Here is a 17482-nt window from a genome sequence, read left to right as displayed (position 1 = left end):
GCAGAACGAATTTGTGCGTCTGTTTGCGCGTCTGAACTACCGTCGGAGTAACTTTCGTAGTCTCGCCCCGCCAAAGCTCCCGTATGGAACTCGACCCAGCACAGACCGCCCTGGTCGTCGTCGATATGCAGAACGGCTTCTGCCACCCCGATGGAAGCCTCTACGCACCGGACAGCGAAGCGGCCATCGAGTCCTGCACCGAACTCGTCGACCGTGCCCGTGACGCTGGCGCGAAGATTGTGTTCACCCGCGACGTGCATCCGCCCGACCAGTTCGAAGACACCCACTACTACGACGAGTTCGACCGGTGGGGCGAACACGTCGTCGAAGGTTCTTGGGAGACTGAACTCGTCGAGGACCTCGACCCGCAGGACGAGGATCTGGTCGTCGTCAAGCACACCTACGACGCCTTCTACCAGACGGAACTCGAAGGCTGGCTCGACGCCCACGGGGTCAAGGACCTGGCTATCTGTGGCACGCTCGCGAACGTCTGTGTGCTCCACACCGCTTCCAGTGCCGGCCTGCGCGACTACCGCCCGGTCCTCGTCGAGGACGCCGTCGGCTACATCGAGGAGGAGCACCGCGAGTACGCACTGGACCACGCCGAGTGGCTGTTCGGTGAACTGACTGACCGTGACGACCTCACGTTCGCCTGACCGATGGGCGAGGACCCGGTCCACGGCGACGTCGGCGAGGTCGATGACGGTCCCGAGTACGACCTGAATTTCCGCAACCACCCAGAGCACTACCGACACACGGCCGATGAGCAGGGCGCATTCAAAATCGAACCGTACAAGAGCGAACTGCTTCCCGACTGGACAGTCGCCGACCTCGACGGGGCGACGACGGCCGCCGAATCTATCCACGACCGCTACCGTGAGTACCGCGACAATGGAGAGTTCGTCGGGATGGACATGGCTCGCAAGTACCTCCAGATGGGGTGGACGCGGGCGATGCGCTACGCAAAATATCCGGGCGGGCAGAAATACGTGGACGGCGAGCAACGCGAACCGCAGGAGTGGTACGACCCGGAGAAACGCGAGATAGCGCTGGCGTACAAGGAGCACCTCGATGCGGTCCGCGAGGACCCGGCTTACGAACAGGCGAGGCAGGCCCACGCCGAGCGCTACGGGGAGTCGTAGCTACGCGGCGTCGTCGCCAGTCGTGTCCCGTTCGATACTCACCCGCACCTCGTCGCCGACGGCGAGGTCGACCTCCTCGCCGACGAGCTTCGCGCCGAAACGCTCGCGGCCACAGAACAGCGCGATACCTGTTATTGGGTCGCCGTTTGCCAGTACGGTCAGGTCGTCCCACGCGACCGTGCGGCCGTCGGCTGTCCCGACACCCGCTCCGGCGATAGCGGCGGCCGTTGTCCCGTCACTGGACAGCAATCCCCCGCCCGAGTAGTGTGGCAAGCCGCCGTCGAGGACGCCTGAATTGTCGCCGTCGATATCGTTAGCGATGCCAGCGAAGGAGTCACCGGGTGCTGGATGGACCGGCTCGTCGAGTCGGACCCACGTTTCGCCGCCGGCGACGACGGTCCCGGTCCCGTCCCACGACAGCGGCGTCACGTCCACTGCCACGTCGACCGGCAGCGACCCCGACGCCCGGTAGGGGTTCGTGCCGGGGTCACGGAAGCCGAGATGGATGTGGTTCGGGACCCACGGGGCGAAAAAGCCCGCCCGGACCAGTTCTCCGAGGTCGTCGCCGACGGTAACCGTCTCACCGGGTTCGACGGCCGGGTCGACGTGCAGTAACCGCGCTACAGTATCGCCAGTATCAATCACGATGAGGTGGTCGTGCTCGGCGGCGTAGGCCTTCGGTGGGGCCTGAACCGTCTTCGTATCGACGACCTCGCCGGCGACCGGCGACGGCGCGCGCTCGCCGTCGGGGTAGAGGTCGATGGCACACCCCTCGTCGTGGGCGTCGAACGGCGAGTTGTACAGGGAGAACCGGTAGTACTGGAAGAGCACGTCTCGCGATATCGTGACGACCATCGGCGGCGATTAGGCGTGTACCGGTATGGCTCTGTCGTCCAAGCGTTCAAGACGGATGACGTGACCACTGGTTCGTGTGCGCTGACGACCACCGCGGCGGGGGCAGCGGGTGTGCGACACGTCCCGCCGCGACGGCCACGTGTCGCCTGTTCGCTCTCTGCCGTCGAGAGAGATTCGTCTGCTGAACTGGCGGACCGTTTTAATCCCAAGGGTCCGTACAGTCTGCCTATGCGTCTGCTGCGGGGTCGCACTGCCGACCCCGAAACCGACTTCGAGCGGACCCGTGAGATGGCCGAGACGGTCGCCGAAGACCGCGAACCAGCCCTGCGAGCCTGGCGACCGCACAGACAGGTCGCGTTCGGCCGCCGTGACGCGAACAGCGACGGCTACGACCGAGCGTGCCGGGCTGCCCGCGACCAGGGGTACACCGTCATCGAGCGCGCTGTGGGGGGCCGCGCCGTCGCATACACCGGATCGACCGTTTCGTTCTCTCTCGCCGTCCCGACCGAGGACCCGCGAGGGACGATCGACGACCGCTACGAGTGGACCAAAGCCGCTGTAAAACGTGCCCTCGATGACTGCGGTATCACCGCTCGGACCGGGGAACCAGACGCCGCGTTCTGTCCGGGGAGCCACTCGCTTCAGGCTGACGGCAAAATAACTGGACTCGCCCAGCGCGTCCGCCAGTCTGTCGCCGTTGTCGGCGGCATCGTCGTCGTTCGAGACCACGAGGCCATCGCAGGGGTGCTGGCCCCAGTCTACGAGGCACTCGATGTCCGGTTCGACACACAGAGCGTCGGGAGTGTCGCTGATGCTGGAGGCACCGACGACCCTGACCGAGTCATCGCGGCGCTGGAGCAGTCGCTGGCTGACGGCCGCGAGGTGTCGGTGAGCGCTATCCGAGAGACTTAGGGGTGCGCCCGGCCGACAGGGCGTATGCTCATTCGTAACGCGACGCTGCCGGACGGCCGCCAACGCGACGTTCGGGTGCGTGGCGAGTCAATCGTCGAAGTCGGCCGCGATCTCGCCGCGTCCGACGAGCACGTCATCGAAGCGACCGGCAAGCGGCTGTTTCCGGGAATGATCGACGCCCACGTCCACTTCCGCCAGCCCGGCTACCCGCACAAGGAGACGTGGGAGAGCGGGTCGCGGGCCGCGGCAGCCGGCGGCGTCACAACCGTTGTCGACCAGCCAAACACCGACCCGCCGACTATCGACGGCGAGTCGTTTGACCAGAAAGCCGAGTTCGCTGCTGACTCTATCGTCGACTGGGGTATCAACGGCGGCGTTACGGCCGACTGGATTCCGAACGTCCTCCTGCGCCGTCGCCTGTTCGCACTCGGCGAGGTGTTTCTCGCGGATTCGACCGGCGACATGGGTATCGAGGCCGACCTCTTTGCCGATGCGCTGAACGCTGCCACCGACAACGACGTACCGGTCACGGTCCACGCCGAGGACGCCGACTACTTCAACGACGATGCCAAGGCCCGCGATGACGCCGACGCATGGAGCGCGTTCCGGACTGCAAAGGCCGAAGAGAAAGCCGTCGAGCGGGCCTGTGCAGTCGCGAAAGAGCACGACGCGACGATACACATCGCCCACACGTCCACGCCGGAGGGCGTCGACATCGCCAGCGAAGCCGGGATGACGACCGAGGTAACGCCACACCATTTGCTGCTTTCCCGGCGTGACCTCTCTGAGCTGGGGACCTTCGGGCGGATGAATCCGCCCCTGCGCCGCGAGAAGCGCCGACAGAAACTCTACGAGCGCGTCGTCGACGGCACCGTCGATATGATTGCGACGGACCACGCCCCACACACTCGCGAGGAGAAAGACGCCAGCATCTGGGACGCGCCCTCGGGCGTCCCTGGCGTCGAGACGGTCCTCCCGCTCCTACTGGCCGAAGCCCGTGACCCGGACAGCGGGCTCACCTACGAGCGCGTTCGCGACCTCACCGCACGCAATCCTGCCGACGTGTTCGACATCCAACAGAAGGGGGCCATCGAAGCCGGAAAGGACGCCGACCTCGTGCTCGTTGACACGACCGAAACGAGCGATATCAGCGGTGAGACGCTCCACTCGAAATGTGGCTGGACGCCGTTTGAGGGCTACGATGCGGTGTTCCCTGAATGGACGATGGTCCGGGGTACAGTTGTCTACGAGCGCGGCGACGCGCTGGACGCTGCCGACACAACAGCCCAGGAAGATGTGTTCTACGATCATCAGGGCGAGAACGTCCGGGGCGCGGACAGCGAACGACTAGAATAACGCCGCGACGACCGACGTCCCGACCATTATCCCGCCGCCACCGCCACAGAGTCGTGCCATCGCCCGCCGCGAATCGCGCTCGGTCCAGTTGCTCCGTGTGTCCATGTGTTCCTGCATAGCTTCGATGCCGCGGCCGGCGAGTATCGACCCTGACCAGCCCAGCAGGCCAAAGCCGAACACCAGTGCGCCGAGAGCGAACACCGTCGCTTCACTCGACCGTGCATCACCGGTGTACAGCGTCCAGCCCGCCATGCCGAGGCTGCCAAGCAGGAAGCCGACGCCCAGCCCACTCCCAACCAGTCGCGCCCGGGCCGCGACGTACTGCCGGAGCCGCGGTGGGTCACCGCGCTGGGCCATCAGTCGACCGCTTCGCGCATCCGTGGATCGAGTGCGTCGCGCATTCCGTCACCGAGCAAGTTGAACCCTAGCACGGTGATAGCGAGGAACAGCCCCGGGAAGAAGGAGAGCCACCACTCCCCTGTCAGGAGGCCGTTCTCGACACCACGGGATAGCATCAGGCCCCACGACGGCGTCCCTGCCTGCGCACCGAACCCGAGGAACGACAGCGCCGCGAGGTCGATGATGGCGAGTCCGAAGTTCAGCGTGGACTGGACGGTAATCGGCGCGAGCGTGTTCGGCAGGATGTGCCGGACGAGAACCCGCGGATCGGTCGCGCCAAGCGCGACCGTGGCGTCGACGTACTCGTCTTCGAGCACTTTGAGCGCGGCCCCACGGACGACCCGGGCGAACCGCGGCGTGTACACCAGCACGAGCGCCACCACGGCCCGCCAGAGACCGAGGTCCCGCGGGAAGATGGCGACCAGCGCAAGCGCGAGCAACAGCGGCGGGAACGCCAACAACACGTCCATCGTCCGCATGATGACGTTATCGGTCACGTCGCCGTAGTACGCCGCGATAATCCCCAGACCGACGCCCACGGTTGTCGAAGTCCCGACTGTGATCGTCCCGAACTTCAGGGCCAGCCACGCACCGTACAGGCTCCGCTTGTAGATGTCACGAGCCGCCGCGTCCGTGCCGAACAGCTGCTGGTTCGCGGGCGCTGGACCGAGCCAGCCGGGCGGCGCGCGGTCGGCAATCTCGGTGCCCAACTGCGAGCTCGTGAGCGCGCCGAAGTCGTATGTCACGCGGGCGTAGATGGCGACGGCCGCCATGCTGAGGATAATCGTCAGCCCGACGACGGCGAGGCGGTTCGTCAGCAGGTCGGCGAGGAACGGAGACGCTCGCAGGCGTCCCAGCGTGCCCCGTGTCTCGGTGTCCGTACTCATTGTTGAATCCGTGGGTCGAGGTAACTGTAGGTGACGTCAACGAGGAGGTTCACGAGCGTGAACAGCAGGGCAAAGGTGAGCACTGTGCCCTGAACCACCGGGTAGTCAGAGACGCCGATGGCGGTGACGATGGTCAGCCCCATCCCGTTGATACCGAACACGGTCTCGGTCAGGACTGCCCCGCCCAGCAGCGTGCCGAACTGGATACCGATGACGGTGACGACCGGAATCAACGCGTTCCGGAAGCCGTGTTTCATCAGCGTGATCTTCGCACCCTGCCCTTTCGCCCGCGCGGTCCGGATGTAGTCCTGCCGGATGACTTCGAGCATCGAGGAGCGCATCATCCGGGAGATGAGCGCCGTCGAGTAGACGCCGATGACCACTGCCGGCAGGAACAGGTGATGGATCGCCGAGAGGAACGCTTCGGTGTTCCCGAGCAGAATCGTGTCGACGGTTATCATCCCAGTCAGGGGCAGTTCACGGCCCAGCAGCGTCCAGGTATCGGGGAGGAATAGCGTCGATTTGATACGGCCGCTGGTCGGAAACACGTCGAGATAGGTCGAGAACAGTAGGATGAGCAGCGGTCCGGACCAGAATATCGGCACGGAGATGCCGGTCAGCGCACCGATTCGGGTGACGTGGTCCGTCAGCGAATCCTGCTTGACTGCCGAGATAATGCCCAGTGGCAGACCGAGCAGGATGCCTGCCGCCTGGCCGTATATCGCGAGCTCGAGCGTGATTGGGAGCCGGTCTGCGATGACCGAACGAACGCTGTTCCCGCGACTGATGCTGTAGGACTGGCCGAAGTCGAACCGCGCCGCGTCCCACAGGAAGCTCAGGTACTGCTCCCAGAGCGGCCGTCGAAGTCCCAGCTCAACACGTATCTGTTCTAGCTGTTCGGCCGACGCTCGCTGGCCGGCGATGACGATAGCCGGGTCGCCCGGGGCCAGGTGGAGAATCGCGAAGACGACCGACGCCACGCCGAACAGCACAGGGATGAGCAACAGCAACCGCTTGATGACGAACCGTGGCGGTACCACCGGCTCGATCAGCCTGAAAAGAAACTGTGTCCAGTTCATTCGAAAGTTCTCTTGAAGCGCTACTGCAGCTCGACCGTGTTAAGATACGGGCCACCGACGGAGCTGACCGTGTAAGAATCTTCGACGACAGCCTCGTTGACCGCCCGGAGCGTCTCTGCGTAGTCGATGAACACCCATGGTGACTCGTCGTAGGCGATCTGTGCGGCCTCCTCGTACATCGTCTCGCGGTCGCCTTCGGCGTAGGTCCGCTGGGCCTCGCGGACGAGCTCCATGTAGTCGGTGTTGGCCCACCCGGAGACGTTGAGCGTCGAGTACCCCTCGGTGTCGAAGCTGACCCAGTCCTGGCCGTCGGGGACGGCGTCCATCTCGACTTTCGGGTCAAGCAGGACGTACATGAAGTTGTCCGGGTCGGCGTTGTCGGTGTACCAGCCGAGGAAGCAGGCGTCGTGTTTCCCGGCGGAGGTGTAGTCTAGGTACGGTCCGAAGTTGGAGAACTGGTTGATGTTGACCGTCAGGCCGATGTCCTCCAGGTCGGATTTCACCTGGTTTGCGGTCTGGACCGGGCTGGGGTTGTATCCCCGGGGATTCGAGAACGTCGCGAGTTCGAACTCGAAGCCGTCACCGTAGCCCGCCTCTTCAAGCAGTGACCGGGCCTGGTCTTTGTCCGTCGAATACGGGTCGAGGTCGTCGTTGTGCCCGAGCACGTCGGGTGGGAGTGGCTGGGAGGCCTGCGTTGCAAAGCCCTGATAGATCTGGTTGACGATGGCCTCGGTGTTGACGGCGTGGGCGATGGCCTGGCGGACCTGCCGGTCCCGGAACGGCTCGAACCGGGCCATGTTCATCGCCATGTAGCCGTGGTTGATGCCGTTCTTCCGCAACAGCGTCGCCGTCCCGCTCTCCTCTGCGCGCTGGAACCCGGAGGAGTCGAGGTTGTCCGTGATGTGTGAGGCCCCGTTGATGACGTCCTGTACCCGCGTGCTGTTTTCGGTGATTGTCTTGAAAATGACCGTCCCGACGTTCGGACCGTCGCCCCAATAATCGCCGTTGGCTGTCAGTCGGATGCGCTCGTTCGGATTATCGAGCGTGTCGAACTGGAAGGGGCCGGTCCCCGCAGGTTCGGCTCCGAGGTCAGCCTGACTGTCGCCCATCGCTTCGATCTGGGCCTTCGAGAGGACGGCCGCGGCGAACATCGCCAGGTTCCGCAGGAACGGGGCGTACCGTTGCGTGAGTTCGATCGTCAGTTCGTAGTCCTGGCTCGCGTCGACGCTCTCGATCCAGTCGCCCAGCGTGAACGGGCCGTACCCCGACCGCGTCTCGTCGCCGAGGTAGTACTGGTAGTCGCTCTGGGTGAACCGCTGCCAGGTCGCCTTGAAGTCCGACGCGGTGAACTCCTCGCCGTTGTGGAACATCACACCCTCTCGGAGCGTCAGCGTCGCGGTGGTTCCCTCGAGAGAGTAGTCGGTTGCGAGCCCATCTTCTAGCTGGCCGCCGCTTCCGGCCGCAAACTGGATGAGCGTATCGAATATCTGGTTTGTGACTTTCGCGACTTCACCGCTAGTCGTCTGCTGTGGGTCGTAGTTCTCCGGGTGGTCGCCGCGGGCGTACACGAGCGTCTGGTCGCTGCCCCCGTCGCCGCCGTCGCCACCATCGCTTCCAGTGCCGTCGCCACCGTCTCCACCTTCGGTTCCGCCACCATCGCCGCCGTCGCCGGAACAACCTGCGAGCGTTGCGGCCGCCGCGGCACTGCCGGCCGCGGTAAGGAAGCTCCGTCTGTCCAGAGAATCACCGGATGACATGGGACTTTGTTCAAACAGATCTATTATAATTGTACCGGATAGAACAATGATTCTGTTATATATCTCCTGAGAGTTATGTGCAGCTAAGTAATATTACTCAGGTGCTGTCGCCGTCTTCCTGTTCGTAAAGGTGACAGGCTGCTGGGTGGGCGTCCGGCTGGAGTTCGGGATGTTTCGTCTCACAGACGCTCTCGAATCTATCGCGTAGCACCGACGCGGCGGCGTCCCAGTCTCCGTCCGCGAGATGCTCGATCGACGTTTCGACGACGCGACGATTCTCTCCGGTCAGGCTCGTTTCGAAGAACCGGTCGACCATTGTCTGTTTGAACGCTGCCACCGGCACCTGTTCTGTACCGTTTGGCGCTTCAGCGAGGTCCGCGCCACCGTCCGTCGCCGCTGTGGCGCTGTCGGCTTTGCCGGCCTGCTCCCGAACCGCATCGATGGCGATGGCCTCGTCCTCAACCCGCTGCCGGTAGTCCATTACCTCGCGGTAGGTCTCCTGTTCGATATCGATATCTGGCGGGATGACCTCGGGACAGCGAGTTCGGAAGTGACAGCCCGACGGCGGGTCAATGGGCGACGGGACATCGCCTTTCAGCAGTATTCGGTCGGCCTCGACGGTCGGGTCCGGCTCCGGGATCGCCGACATGAGCGCCCGCGTGTAGGGGTGTTTCGGGTCCGCGAACAGGTCCGGCGTGTTGGCGATTTCGACGACCTCACCGAGATACATCACGGCGACGCGGTCACAGATGTGGCGCACCACACTGAGGTCGTGGGCGATGAACAGGTACGTCAGGCCGAACTCATGCTGGAGGTCTTCAAGGAGATTGATTATCTGGGCCTGCACGCTCACATCCAGCGCCGAAACGGGTTCGTCACAGACGATGAAATCGGGGTCGACGGCGAGCGCGCGAGCGATGCCGACTCGCTGGCGCTGCCCGCCCGACAGTTCGTGTGGATAGCGGTCGTACTGGTCTGGGTCGAGCCCCACTGCCTCCATGAGGTCGGCCACCCGTTCGACACGCTGCTCGCGGCGGGAGCCGTCCCCGGTGTCCGCCGGGAGGTCGTGGATTTTCAGCGGCTCCATAATCGTCTGGCCGACGGTCATCCGCGGGTCGAGGCTCGACATCGGGTCTTGGAAGATCATCTGCAGGTCCCGACGGACTTCCCGCAGACCGCCCTTGTCGAGCTCCGAAAGGTCTTGTCCGGCGAAAACAACCGTTCCGTCTGTCGGCTCGAGAAGCCGGAGGATGGTCCGGCCGGTCGTCGATTTCCCACAGCCGGACTCGCCGACGAGTCCCAGCGTCTCGCCCTCGTAGATGTCCATCGAAACGCCGTCAACGGCTTTGACTGACTCCGGTTCGTTGCCGATGTACTTGTCCAGCAGGTCGTCGGCCCGCGAGAAGTGTTTTTTCAGCCCGTCGACCTCCATGAGCTGTCTGTCCGTTCGCGTCGTCTCCGTCGCGGCAACACCGGCGTCGCCGGTGCCGTATTCGTCCGTATCGAACGATTCGAGGATACATTTCGAGCGGTGGGTGACGTCGTCCGGCCCGTGCTGGAGATATGGAATTTCGCCCTCACGACACTCCGGCTGAGCCCACGGACACCGGTCGGCGAAGTGGCACCCTTCGGGCATGTCGATGAGGCTGGGGACGTTCCCCTCAATCGGAGTTAGCCGGTCTGTCCCCTCGCCGGGTATCGATTCGAGTAACGTGTACGTGTACGGGTGTGACGGGTTCTGGAAGATCTCCTCGACCGGTCCCTCTTCGACGATCTCGCCGGCGTACATCACAGCGACACGGTCGCAGGTCTCCGCGACGACGCCGAGGTCGTGTGTGATGAACAACACCGACATCCCGAGGTCCGCCTGCAGGTCGTCGATGAGGTCCAGAATCTGGGCCTGAATCGTCACGTCGAGCGCCGTCGTCGGCTCATCGGCGACTAGCAGCTTCGGTCGGCACGCCAGCGCGATAGCGATGAGCACGCGCTGGCGCATCCCGCCGGAGAACTCGTGGGGGTACTCGTCGACGCGGTCGGCCGGTTCCGGGATACCGACCTCTTCCAGCAGTGAGATGACATCCGAACGGATCTCCTCGTCCATTTCGCCGCTCCGGCTGATCGAGGGCGTGATTTCACGGACGGCGTTGAACCACGAGTCGTTTCGCTTGTTCCCGTAACGGTGGAGGCGAAGGCTCTCCGCGACCTGTTCGCCGACTGTTATCGCGGGGTTCAGCGATGTCATCGGGTCCTGGAATATCATTCCCATATCGCCGCCACGGATGTCCCGCATCACCCGCTCCGGGGCTGCCGTCAGATCGACGTAGCCGTCGGTAATCGTGACGGGCGCGTCGCCGCTCTCCGAGAGAGCTTTCTTCGGGGCTTCCCGGATGAACTGTGTGGCGAGTGTCCTGTCGTCGGCTGTCGTCTCAACCGATTCGGGGAGACGACTCCGGTCGACCGTCGCCGCGTCGATAGTGATGAAACCGCTGTCGCTGTCCTCTGTCCGTACGGCTTTGGGATACTGCCGGGACAGCCGCGTGACGGTCTCAACTGCGCCGAACCGGATCTCCCCACCGGCGATGTGACCGGGGTCATCGACGATATCCATCGCTGATAGCGCTGTGACGGATTTCCCCGATCCGGACTCGCCGACCAGACCGACGGTTTCCCCCTCCCTGACGGTGAGGTCGATGCCGTCGACGGCTTTGACGGTGCCGCGGTCCGTCTCGAACTGGGTTCGGAGGTCAGATAACGTTAAGAGGTCGCGCATCTGTCCCCCACTTCTCAAAATACCAGTAAAACTGTTGTGCCACTATCCCACCAACAATTTATCCCGGCCGCCGCCACACTCGACGTATGAACGACCCTGCCGACCCCGAATCTAACCCCTTCGGCCGTGTCGTCGGTCACTGGGAGCAGGTCATCGACGACATGGCGGCGACGGCAACACAGTACCGCGACGACGGCCGCGAGGCTATCGAACTCCACCCTGGCGACGTGACCGTGCTGACCGGTGAGCCGCGGACAATGGCCGAACAAACCGGCGAGTACGAGCCAGAGACCCGGCGACTCGGCTTCGATGTCGTGGTTTCCGGCGACGAATTCCGGCGGGTCGCCGACGCGCTCGAAGACCGAACCGTCGACCGCTCCGAGGTGTTCCGGGCGACCGGCGACGGGATGGTGTTCCTGCTCGTCGCGCTGGAATGTGGCGACGACCTCGCCGTGCTCGTGCCGCTGTACTACGACCAGACCGACCGCGCGGACCTCTCGCAGGTCGCCGACGACCACGGACTGTACTCACATATCCGCCCGCTTACCGACGACGAGGTGGTCACCGTCAGCCACGAGGACCCCGAGCCGTTTTTCCCAGGCTGAACCCCGTCCGAGAGCGGTCACCGACTGCGCGACGGCGACCTCTCTCGGACTCGGGTCAGCCGGTACGCCGGCACGTCGAAGACGATGCCATAGAGCAGTCGGTTGCCGATGACACCGACACCGAAGCCCGAGAGGACGGCCGAGAGTACGAGCGTTATCGGCGACCCGGAAAGCGTTACGAGGCCGGCGACAGCCCCGGCAAGCACGATGAACGACGCCAGTGCAGCGACCTCCGGGTAGACACCCGGGACCGCGTCGTGTTCGACGACCGCCATCGCGATTCCCGTCAGGAGTCCGAACCCGACAACCACCGCCAGTACATCGACCAGCGCTGTCCCTGCCTCCGCATAGCCGAGCACCGCGCCGCCGATGCCGATGGCCAGGTCCGTCCGTAGCACTTTCTGTGTCGCTTCGTGGGCCGACATCGACGGCTGTGCATCGGGGTCGATGTCGTCCATCTCAGCCCTGCCTACTCGTCGACCTGGAACTCATTGCCACACTCCGGACAACACACCTCGTCGTGTCGCAGCGCCGCCGACTGCTCGCGGACTTCCCGCATCACCGAGGAAATCCGGTCTTCAGCCTCCATCTCGTCCTCGACGGCGAGGTCGACGCCCTCAACTTCGAGGAGGAACTTCGCGACCTCGGTCGCCTCGTACATCACGTCGTCGAGGTCCTCAGCGGTGAAGAAGTCACACATCGCACCGTAGAGGAACGTCGCCCCGGCCTTCCGGACCTTGTCCTCGAAGGCCGCGCGGGCCTGATTGACAGCCTGTGGGGTGTACGTGTCCGTCATGAACGGGACGAGTTCGGGGAGGTTCTCTCCGATCTTCGTCATCTCGACGCCCGTTTCGGTCCGGAAATCGGCACAGAGACGGGCGATAGCCCACTCACGGGCGGTGATGTACGTCCGGTCCCGGAGAAAGTCGTTTGCGCGGTCGTAGGTCCCGCCCTCAATTTTCTTGAATCGGTCGTACTTCTGTACGTCCGACGGGATGTCACCGGCTTCCGACACCGGCGTCTCGCTGCCTTGATCGGACGGGTCTGACTCTTCAGTGGCCGACTCGGTGGGGCTGCTTCCCGTGGTGTCGCCATCGTCGGCCCCGTCGTCCGCGGCCGCCGCCTCGCCCGGCTGGTGGCCGGCCGAGCCATCGTCTGCCGCCTCGACATCCGTCTCGTCCGGCGGTGCGCCCTCAGTCATAGCCGAGCATGCGTGCCCGCGGCGAAAAAGGGTATCGCCGTATCGCCGCCGTCCCGCTGTCGTTGTCTTCTTCCAACAGTTCAGCCGGGTGGCTTTTTTACCGCTCCCATACATGGCCCGAGTATGAAAATACTGCTCGGTGTCGGGGGCAGCGACCTGTCCTACCAGGCACTGACCGAAACACTCGAACGCGTCGCCGAAACAGGTGACGAGCTGACTGTCGCTGTCTTCGAAAACGAAGACAACGACGCCGATATCGAGGCGGTCCAGCAGCGGATACAGGAGCACATCGACGAAAGCGGGCTCGAACCGGCGCTTCGACGCGTCGAAGGCACTTCTCCTGGAAGTGAGCTGGTGAACATCGCCGAGAGCGAGGGGTTCGATAGAATCGTCCTCGGTGGCGGCGGTCGCTCGCCGCTCGGGAAGATACAGCTCGGCCCCATCGTCGAGTTCGTCCTCCTGAACGCACAGACGCCGGTGACTCTCATCCGATGACTCGCACGTACCCAGACGAATCCGCCGAAGCGTTCCCACAGCCACCGCGGACGCTCACCGACCGTGAGGACCGTTCCATCGACGTCATCCCTGCCGACGACGCCGACACGCAGAGTCTCGTCGAGATGTATCTCGACTTCGACCCCGCCGACCGGGCGCAGGGTATCCCGCCGGTCAAAGAGGAAGCTATCCGCGAGTGGCTCGAAACGATTCTCGACGGCGACTGTGTCAACGTCGTCGCCAAACACGATGACACTGTTGCCGGCCACGCGACGCTGGTCCCGGACAACGAGGACGAGCACGAACTCGCTATCTTCGTGTTACAGAGCTACCAGGGCGCTGGTATCGGAACGGCACTGGTCGAGACGCTGCTGGGGTACGGCCAGGCCGAAGGTATCGACCACGTCTGGCTCACCGTCGAGCGGTGGAACGACCCGGCGATATCGCTGTACGAGAAGGTCGGGTTCGAGATCAGTAGCGCCGAGAGCTTCGAGATAGAGATGGCGATCCGGCTTTAAACTGTAAGGACCGGCTGGCTGGCGTACTCGATGACGTAGGTCGCCGCGCGCCCGACGGCCTCTTCGCTTCCCTCCTCGCGCGGGACGACGATGAAATCCGCGTTGACGTCCTCTGCCACGTCGAGGACGACACTGCCCGGTGTTTGCATCAGTCGCGTCTCCGAGAACGCGGTCGCGGACGACGTTTCGAACGCACCGTCGTGGGCGTCGCGGAACCGCTCTCGGATGCTCTCAGTGAACGCTCGATGCTCCTCGGCGATCGCGGTCGCGCTCACGTTGCCGCTGTCGATATCCCGGTGGAGCCGTTCGTCGATGACGAACAGCAGGTGGAGATCGGCGTCATACCGCTCCGCGACGGCGATCGCGTACTCGGCCGCTCGTTCCGACTGGTCGCTGCCGTCGACCGGCGCGAGTACGAGGTCGATGTCCATCACTCGCCACTGTGACCCCGGCCGGCAAAAATCCACCGAGGTTCGCGCCACCCCGCAGTGGCATCCGGAGCGTCCCTCGCCGTGACCAACAGTGTATTTAGTCGCGGCTTCGATGCGTGGTGTATGTTCGATACGGTGGTCATCGCCACGGACGGCTCCGGCAGCGCAGAGCGGGCCGTCGAAGCGGCGCTGGACCTGGCGGCGCGCTTCGACGCAACTGTCCACGGGCTGTACGTCGTCGACACCGGCGAGGTTGAGACGACTCCCGAAGAGGTTCGCGAGGCGCTGGAGCGCGCGCTGGCGACCACTGGCGGCCGCGCCCTCTCGTTTATTCTGGAGGCCGCTGACGCCGAGGCAGACGAGGAGCTCGTCACTGCCGTCCGTGAGGGCGACCCGGCCGACGAAATCTCCAAGTACGCGGTGGAACACGACGCAGATGTCATCGTCAGCGGGACCCGCGGCCGCCACGGTGAACACGGGTACCTGCTGGGGAGCGTCGCCGAAGAACTCGTGCGGGAGGCCCCGATGCCGGTGCTGACGGTCCGTCAGCTCGAAGGCGAGCCGAATCCCGAGCGAACCGAGGTCTGACGCGCTGCTCGAAGCGCCACGGCATAGGCCACACCGTCCGATCGACAGAATATTTGACAGTAAGGTTATTGTTATCTGCCGCGTATAAATGCTGAGATGCATCGGCAAGTCCGCGTACTCCACGTCGACGACGACCCGGAGTTCGCTGAGGTAGCCGCCACGTTTCTGGAACGCGTGGGCGACGGCTTCAGTGTCGAGACGGCGGCGAACGTGAGCGAGGGGCTCGCGCGTCTCGCCGAGGCGTCGTTCGACTGTGTGGTTTCGGACTACGATATGCCTGAGACGAACGGTATCGAGTTTCTGGAGGCCGTCCGGGCGGAGTATCCGGACCTGCCGTTCGTTCTATTCACCGGGAAGGGAAGCGAGGAGGTCGCCAGCGAGGCTGTCTCCAAGGGTGTCAGCGATTACCTCCAGAAGGGACGCGGCACCGAGCGGTACACCTTGCTCGCGAACCGAATCCAGAACCTCGTCGCGCAACACCGCGCGGAGGCGGGGCTGGAGTCACGTATCGAACAGCAGTCGGTCCTGGCGGCGTTGGGAGAGTCTGCCCTCTCCGGCTGTGGGCTACAGACGCTGTTCGAGGAGACAGTGGCACTCGTGTCGGACGCCCTCGGCACGGAGTACTCCAAGGTGCTCGAATACCGCTCCGACAGCGACGACTTCCTGTTGCAGGCCGGCGTCGGTTGGCAGGACGGACTGGTCGGGAACGCGGCCGTCGGGGCCGACGAGGAGTCCCAGGCCGGGCATACGCTTCAGGTCGGCGGCCCGGTCGTCGTCGAGGACCTGCGCACAGAAGATCGCTTCCGCGGCCCGCCGCTGTTACTGGACCACGGCGTCGTGAGCGGTATCAGCGTCGTCATTGGCGAGACCGACGACCCGTGGGGCGTCTTCGGCACTCACTCGACCGACCAGATCACGTTCACCGACGACGACGTGACGTTCGTCCAGAACGTCGCCAACCTGCTGGGGACCGCTATCCAGCGCCAGCGGTCCGAGCAGCGCCGACGCGAGAGCGAGCGCCGGTTCCGCGAGATAGCGGAGGTCAGCCCCGACACGATATTCCGTCTGGACACCGACGGCGTATTCACCTACGTCTCCCCGGTCATCGAATCGCTGCTCGGCTACGCCCCCGAGGACCTCGTCGACACTCCATTCCAGACATACGTTCCGGACGAGAGCATGGAAACGGCGTTCGACGGGTTCTCTCGGGTCGCGGCCGGCGAAACCGTCCGCGAATTCGAACTGCGTCTTATCGACGCCGACGGAGACTTGATTGATGTTGAGGTCAGCGCCAGCCCGGTCACGCACGACGGATCCGTTCGGTTCGTACAGGGACTCGTGCGGGACGTAACCGAGCGGACGAAACGCGAGCGCCGCCTCCAGCGACTCAAAGCGCAGTACGAGACGCTTATCGAGAACCTCCCCGAGATGGGTGTGTTCCTCTTTGACCGCGACTGCCGGTACACCGTTGCTGGCGGCGGTGAACTTTCGTCTGTCGGCCTCACATCTGCCGACTTCGAGGGAGCGACGGCACACGACCTGTTCCCCGAGGCGATTGCCGACGAACTCGAACACTACTACCGCGAGGCGCTGGACGGCCGCTCCCACCGGTTCGAACAGCAGTACCAGGACAGGCAGTATCAGGTGCAGACGCTGCCCGTCCGGGACGACGACGGCGAGGTCATCTCCGGGCTGGCGGTCTCGGAAGATATTACCGAGCGGCGAGAGCGCCAGCAGGCGCTCGAACGCCAGAACGAACGCCTCCGGGAGTTCGCTGGCGTTGTCAGCCACGACCTCCGGAACCCGCTGAACGTCGCCCAGGGGCGGCTCGAACTGGCCCGGACCGAGTCTGACAGCGACCACCTCGACGACGTCGCCGCGGCAATCGAGCGGAGCCACCGGCTCATCGACGACCTGCTGACGCTCGCCAGCAGCGGCGACGAGGTCACCGAGACGGAGGCGCTCGACCTCGGGGCACTCGCCGAGGGGTGCTGGCGGAACGTCCCGACCGGCGACGCGACGCTTTCGGTCCGGACCGAACAGACGGTCGTGGCCGACCGGAGCCGGCTCGAACAGCTCCTCGAAAACCTCGCTCGGAACGCCGTCGAACACGCACGCCCCCAGTCGGCGATGTCGTCGGACGACACAGACGGGAACGCAAACGACCTGACGGTGACCGTCGGTGCGCTTGCGGGCGGGTTCTACGTCGAGGACACCGGCCCCGGAATACCGCCAGAGGAGCGCGACGAGGTTTTCGAGGCAGGCCACTCGACTGCCGTGAACGGAACCGGGTTCGGGCTTCGAATCGTCGAGCAGATCGCCGACGCCCACGGGTGGACGGTCACCGTGACCGACAGCGAGTCCGGCGGCGCACGGTTCGAATTCCACGGTGTCGAGACGGCGTGACCGACGCGCCGACACACCGCCGTGGCAGCGTCCTGTCACGGTCGAACCCGACGGCTTCTTGACGCCACGTCCGCTTGCTGG

The 17482-nt window shown here is 64.5% G+C and carries 18 protein-coding genes; 9 read left to right on the top strand and 9 right to left on the bottom strand.

Going from position 1 to position 17482, the window contains the following annotated elements:
- Nucleotides 1–83 precede the first annotated feature (83 nt).
- Nucleotides 84–656, top strand: a complete 573-nt coding sequence (locus DVK00_RS04415) for a cysteine hydrolase family protein (protein WP_121511366.1) — start codon at nt 84–86, stop codon at nt 654–656.
- Between the two features lie 3 nt (nt 657–659).
- On the top strand, nt 660–1142 hold the full coding sequence (locus DVK00_RS04410) for a DUF4385 family protein (RefSeq protein WP_101351051.1): 483 nt from the start codon (nt 660–662) through the stop codon (nt 1140–1142).
- On the opposite strand, the gene DVK00_RS04405 is transcribed toward DVK00_RS04410, so the two are convergent.
- Nucleotides 1143–1997, bottom strand: a complete 855-nt coding sequence (locus DVK00_RS04405) for a hypothetical protein (RefSeq protein WP_101351050.1) — start codon at nt 1995–1997, stop codon at nt 1143–1145.
- A 228-nt stretch (nt 1998–2225) separates the two neighbouring features.
- On the opposite strand from DVK00_RS04405, the gene DVK00_RS04400 reads away from it, so the two are divergent.
- A complete protein-coding gene (locus DVK00_RS04400; RefSeq protein ID WP_121511367.1) occupies nt 2226–2909 on the top strand; it encodes a lipoate--protein ligase family protein in 684 nt (227 codons plus the stop codon).
- A 24-nt stretch (nt 2910–2933) separates the two neighbouring features.
- Nucleotides 2934–4265, top strand: a complete 1332-nt coding sequence (locus DVK00_RS04395; RefSeq protein ID WP_101351048.1) for a dihydroorotase — start codon at nt 2934–2936, stop codon at nt 4263–4265.
- On the opposite strand, the gene DVK00_RS04390 is transcribed toward DVK00_RS04395, so the two are convergent.
- From DVK00_RS04390 to DVK00_RS04370, 5 genes are all read right to left on the bottom strand, one after another.
- A complete protein-coding gene (locus DVK00_RS04390) occupies nt 4257–4622 on the bottom strand; it encodes a hypothetical protein (RefSeq protein WP_121511369.1) in 366 nt (121 codons plus the stop codon). The two genes, DVK00_RS04395 and DVK00_RS04390, sit on opposite strands and share 9 nt — an antisense overlap.
- Complete coding sequence (locus tag DVK00_RS04385) at nt 4622–5551, bottom strand: ABC transporter permease (RefSeq protein WP_101351046.1); 930 nt, start codon at nt 5549–5551, stop codon at nt 4622–4624. The genes DVK00_RS04390 and DVK00_RS04385 overlap by 1 nt, the downstream gene beginning before the upstream one ends.
- Entirely contained in the window at nt 5548–6630 is a 1083-nt protein-coding gene (locus DVK00_RS04380) for an ABC transporter permease (protein ID WP_101351045.1), read from the bottom strand. Before DVK00_RS04380 ends, DVK00_RS04385 begins: the two co-directional genes overlap by 4 nt.
- Before the next feature lie 20 nt (nt 6631–6650).
- Nucleotides 6651–8387: an ABC transporter substrate-binding protein gene (locus DVK00_RS04375; protein WP_101351044.1), complete on the bottom strand. Its 1737-nt coding sequence runs from the start codon at nt 8385–8387 to the stop codon at nt 6651–6653.
- Between the two features lie 97 nt (nt 8388–8484).
- Nucleotides 8485–11157, bottom strand: coding sequence for an ABC transporter ATP-binding protein (locus DVK00_RS04370; protein WP_121535541.1), 2673 nt, complete (start codon nt 11155–11157; stop codon nt 8485–8487).
- 86 nt (nt 11158–11243) lie between these two features.
- Here DVK00_RS04370 and DVK00_RS04365 point away from each other — a divergent pair, with 86 nt between their 5' ends.
- Nucleotides 11244–11762 carry a hypothetical protein gene (locus DVK00_RS04365; protein WP_101351042.1) on the top strand — a complete coding sequence of 173 codons (519 nt, stop codon included), beginning with the start codon at nt 11244–11246 and terminating at the stop codon, nt 11760–11762.
- A 17-nt stretch (nt 11763–11779) separates the two neighbouring features.
- Here the strand turns inward: DVK00_RS04365 and DVK00_RS04360 are convergent, their stop codons facing one another.
- Together DVK00_RS04360 and DVK00_RS04355 are read right to left on the bottom strand one after the other, a co-directional pair.
- Nucleotides 11780–12220: a hypothetical protein gene (locus tag DVK00_RS04360; protein WP_101351041.1), complete on the bottom strand. Its 441-nt coding sequence runs from the start codon at nt 12218–12220 to the stop codon at nt 11780–11782.
- Nucleotides 12221–12231: 11 nt separating this feature from the next.
- The gene (locus DVK00_RS04355; protein ID WP_101351040.1) at nt 12232–12963 is read right to left on the bottom strand and encodes a DUF5806 family protein; all 732 of its coding nucleotides are present in this window, start codon (nt 12961–12963) and stop codon (nt 12232–12234) included.
- 123 nt (nt 12964–13086) lie between these two features.
- Between DVK00_RS04355 and DVK00_RS04350 the strand changes: the two genes are divergently transcribed.
- Together DVK00_RS04350 and DVK00_RS04345 are read left to right on the top strand one after the other, a co-directional pair.
- Nucleotides 13087–13458: a universal stress protein gene (locus DVK00_RS04350; RefSeq protein ID WP_101351039.1), complete on the top strand. Its 372-nt coding sequence runs from the start codon at nt 13087–13089 to the stop codon at nt 13456–13458.
- Nucleotides 13455–13976: a GNAT family N-acetyltransferase gene (locus DVK00_RS04345; protein WP_101351038.1), complete on the top strand. Its 522-nt coding sequence runs from the start codon at nt 13455–13457 to the stop codon at nt 13974–13976. Before DVK00_RS04350 ends, DVK00_RS04345 begins: the two co-directional genes overlap by 4 nt.
- Here DVK00_RS04345 and DVK00_RS04340 read toward each other — a convergent pair.
- The gene (locus DVK00_RS04340; protein WP_101351037.1) at nt 13973–14407 is read right to left on the bottom strand and encodes a universal stress protein; all 435 of its coding nucleotides are present in this window, start codon (nt 14405–14407) and stop codon (nt 13973–13975) included. The two genes, DVK00_RS04345 and DVK00_RS04340, sit on opposite strands and share 4 nt — an antisense overlap.
- Before the next feature lie 123 nt (nt 14408–14530).
- Between DVK00_RS04340 and DVK00_RS04335 the strand changes: the two genes are divergently transcribed.
- Complete coding sequence (locus DVK00_RS04335; RefSeq protein ID WP_101351036.1) at nt 14531–14995, top strand: universal stress protein; 465 nt, start codon at nt 14531–14533, stop codon at nt 14993–14995.
- A gap of 96 nt (nt 14996–15091) precedes the next feature.
- Nucleotides 15092–17401: a PAS domain S-box protein gene (locus DVK00_RS21580; protein ID WP_199722441.1), complete on the top strand. Its 2310-nt coding sequence runs from the start codon at nt 15092–15094 to the stop codon at nt 17399–17401.
- Nucleotides 17402–17482: the final 81 nt, after the last annotated feature.

The sequence above is a fragment of the Haloarcula sp. Atlit-47R genome, from assembly GCF_003665985.1.
In the GTDB taxonomy this organism is placed as follows: domain Archaea; phylum Halobacteriota; class Halobacteria; order Halobacteriales; family Haloarculaceae; genus Haloarcula; species Haloarcula taiwanensis.
This window is presented reverse-complemented; position numbering and strand designations above follow the sequence as displayed.

Coding starts and splice junctions, on each gene's coding strand:
- DVK00_RS04335 (WP_101351036.1), top strand. CDS start 14,531: ATGTTCGATACGGTGGTCATCGCCACGGACGGCTCCGGCAGCGCAGAG.
- DVK00_RS04410 (WP_101351051.1), top strand. CDS start 660: ATGGGCGAGGACCCGGTCCACGGCGACGTCGGCGAGGTCGATGACGGT.
- DVK00_RS04415 (WP_121511366.1), top strand. CDS start 84: ATGGAACTCGACCCAGCACAGACCGCCCTGGTCGTCGTCGATATGCAG.
- DVK00_RS04340 (WP_101351037.1), bottom strand. CDS start 14,407: ATGGACATCGACCTCGTACTCGCGCCGGTCGACGGCAGCGACCAGTCG.
- DVK00_RS04360 (WP_101351041.1), bottom strand. CDS start 12,220: ATGGACGACATCGACCCCGATGCACAGCCGTCGATGTCGGCCCACGAA.
- DVK00_RS04400 (WP_121511367.1), top strand. CDS start 2,226: ATGCGTCTGCTGCGGGGTCGCACTGCCGACCCCGAAACCGACTTCGAG.
- DVK00_RS04370 (WP_121535541.1), bottom strand. CDS start 11,157: ATGCGCGACCTCTTAACGTTATCTGACCTCCGAACCCAGTTCGAGACG.
- DVK00_RS04380 (WP_101351045.1), bottom strand. CDS start 6,630: ATGAACTGGACACAGTTTCTTTTCAGGCTGATCGAGCCGGTGGTACCG.
- DVK00_RS21580 (WP_199722441.1), top strand. CDS start 15,092: ATGCATCGGCAAGTCCGCGTACTCCACGTCGACGACGACCCGGAGTTC.
- DVK00_RS04385 (WP_101351046.1), bottom strand. CDS start 5,551: ATGAGTACGGACACCGAGACACGGGGCACGCTGGGACGCCTGCGAGCG.
- DVK00_RS04405 (WP_101351050.1), bottom strand. CDS start 1,997: ATGGTCGTCACGATATCGCGAGACGTGCTCTTCCAGTACTACCGGTTC.
- DVK00_RS04355 (WP_101351040.1), bottom strand. CDS start 12,963: ATGACTGAGGGCGCACCGCCGGACGAGACGGATGTCGAGGCGGCAGAC.
- DVK00_RS04350 (WP_101351039.1), top strand. CDS start 13,087: ATGAAAATACTGCTCGGTGTCGGGGGCAGCGACCTGTCCTACCAGGCA.
- DVK00_RS04345 (WP_101351038.1), top strand. CDS start 13,455: ATGACTCGCACGTACCCAGACGAATCCGCCGAAGCGTTCCCACAGCCA.
- DVK00_RS04390 (WP_121511369.1), bottom strand. CDS start 4,622: ATGGCCCAGCGCGGTGACCCACCGCGGCTCCGGCAGTACGTCGCGGCC.
- DVK00_RS04365 (WP_101351042.1), top strand. CDS start 11,244: ATGAACGACCCTGCCGACCCCGAATCTAACCCCTTCGGCCGTGTCGTC.
- DVK00_RS04395 (WP_101351048.1), top strand. CDS start 2,934: ATGCTCATTCGTAACGCGACGCTGCCGGACGGCCGCCAACGCGACGTT.
- DVK00_RS04375 (WP_101351044.1), bottom strand. CDS start 8,387: ATGTCATCCGGTGATTCTCTGGACAGACGGAGCTTCCTTACCGCGGCC.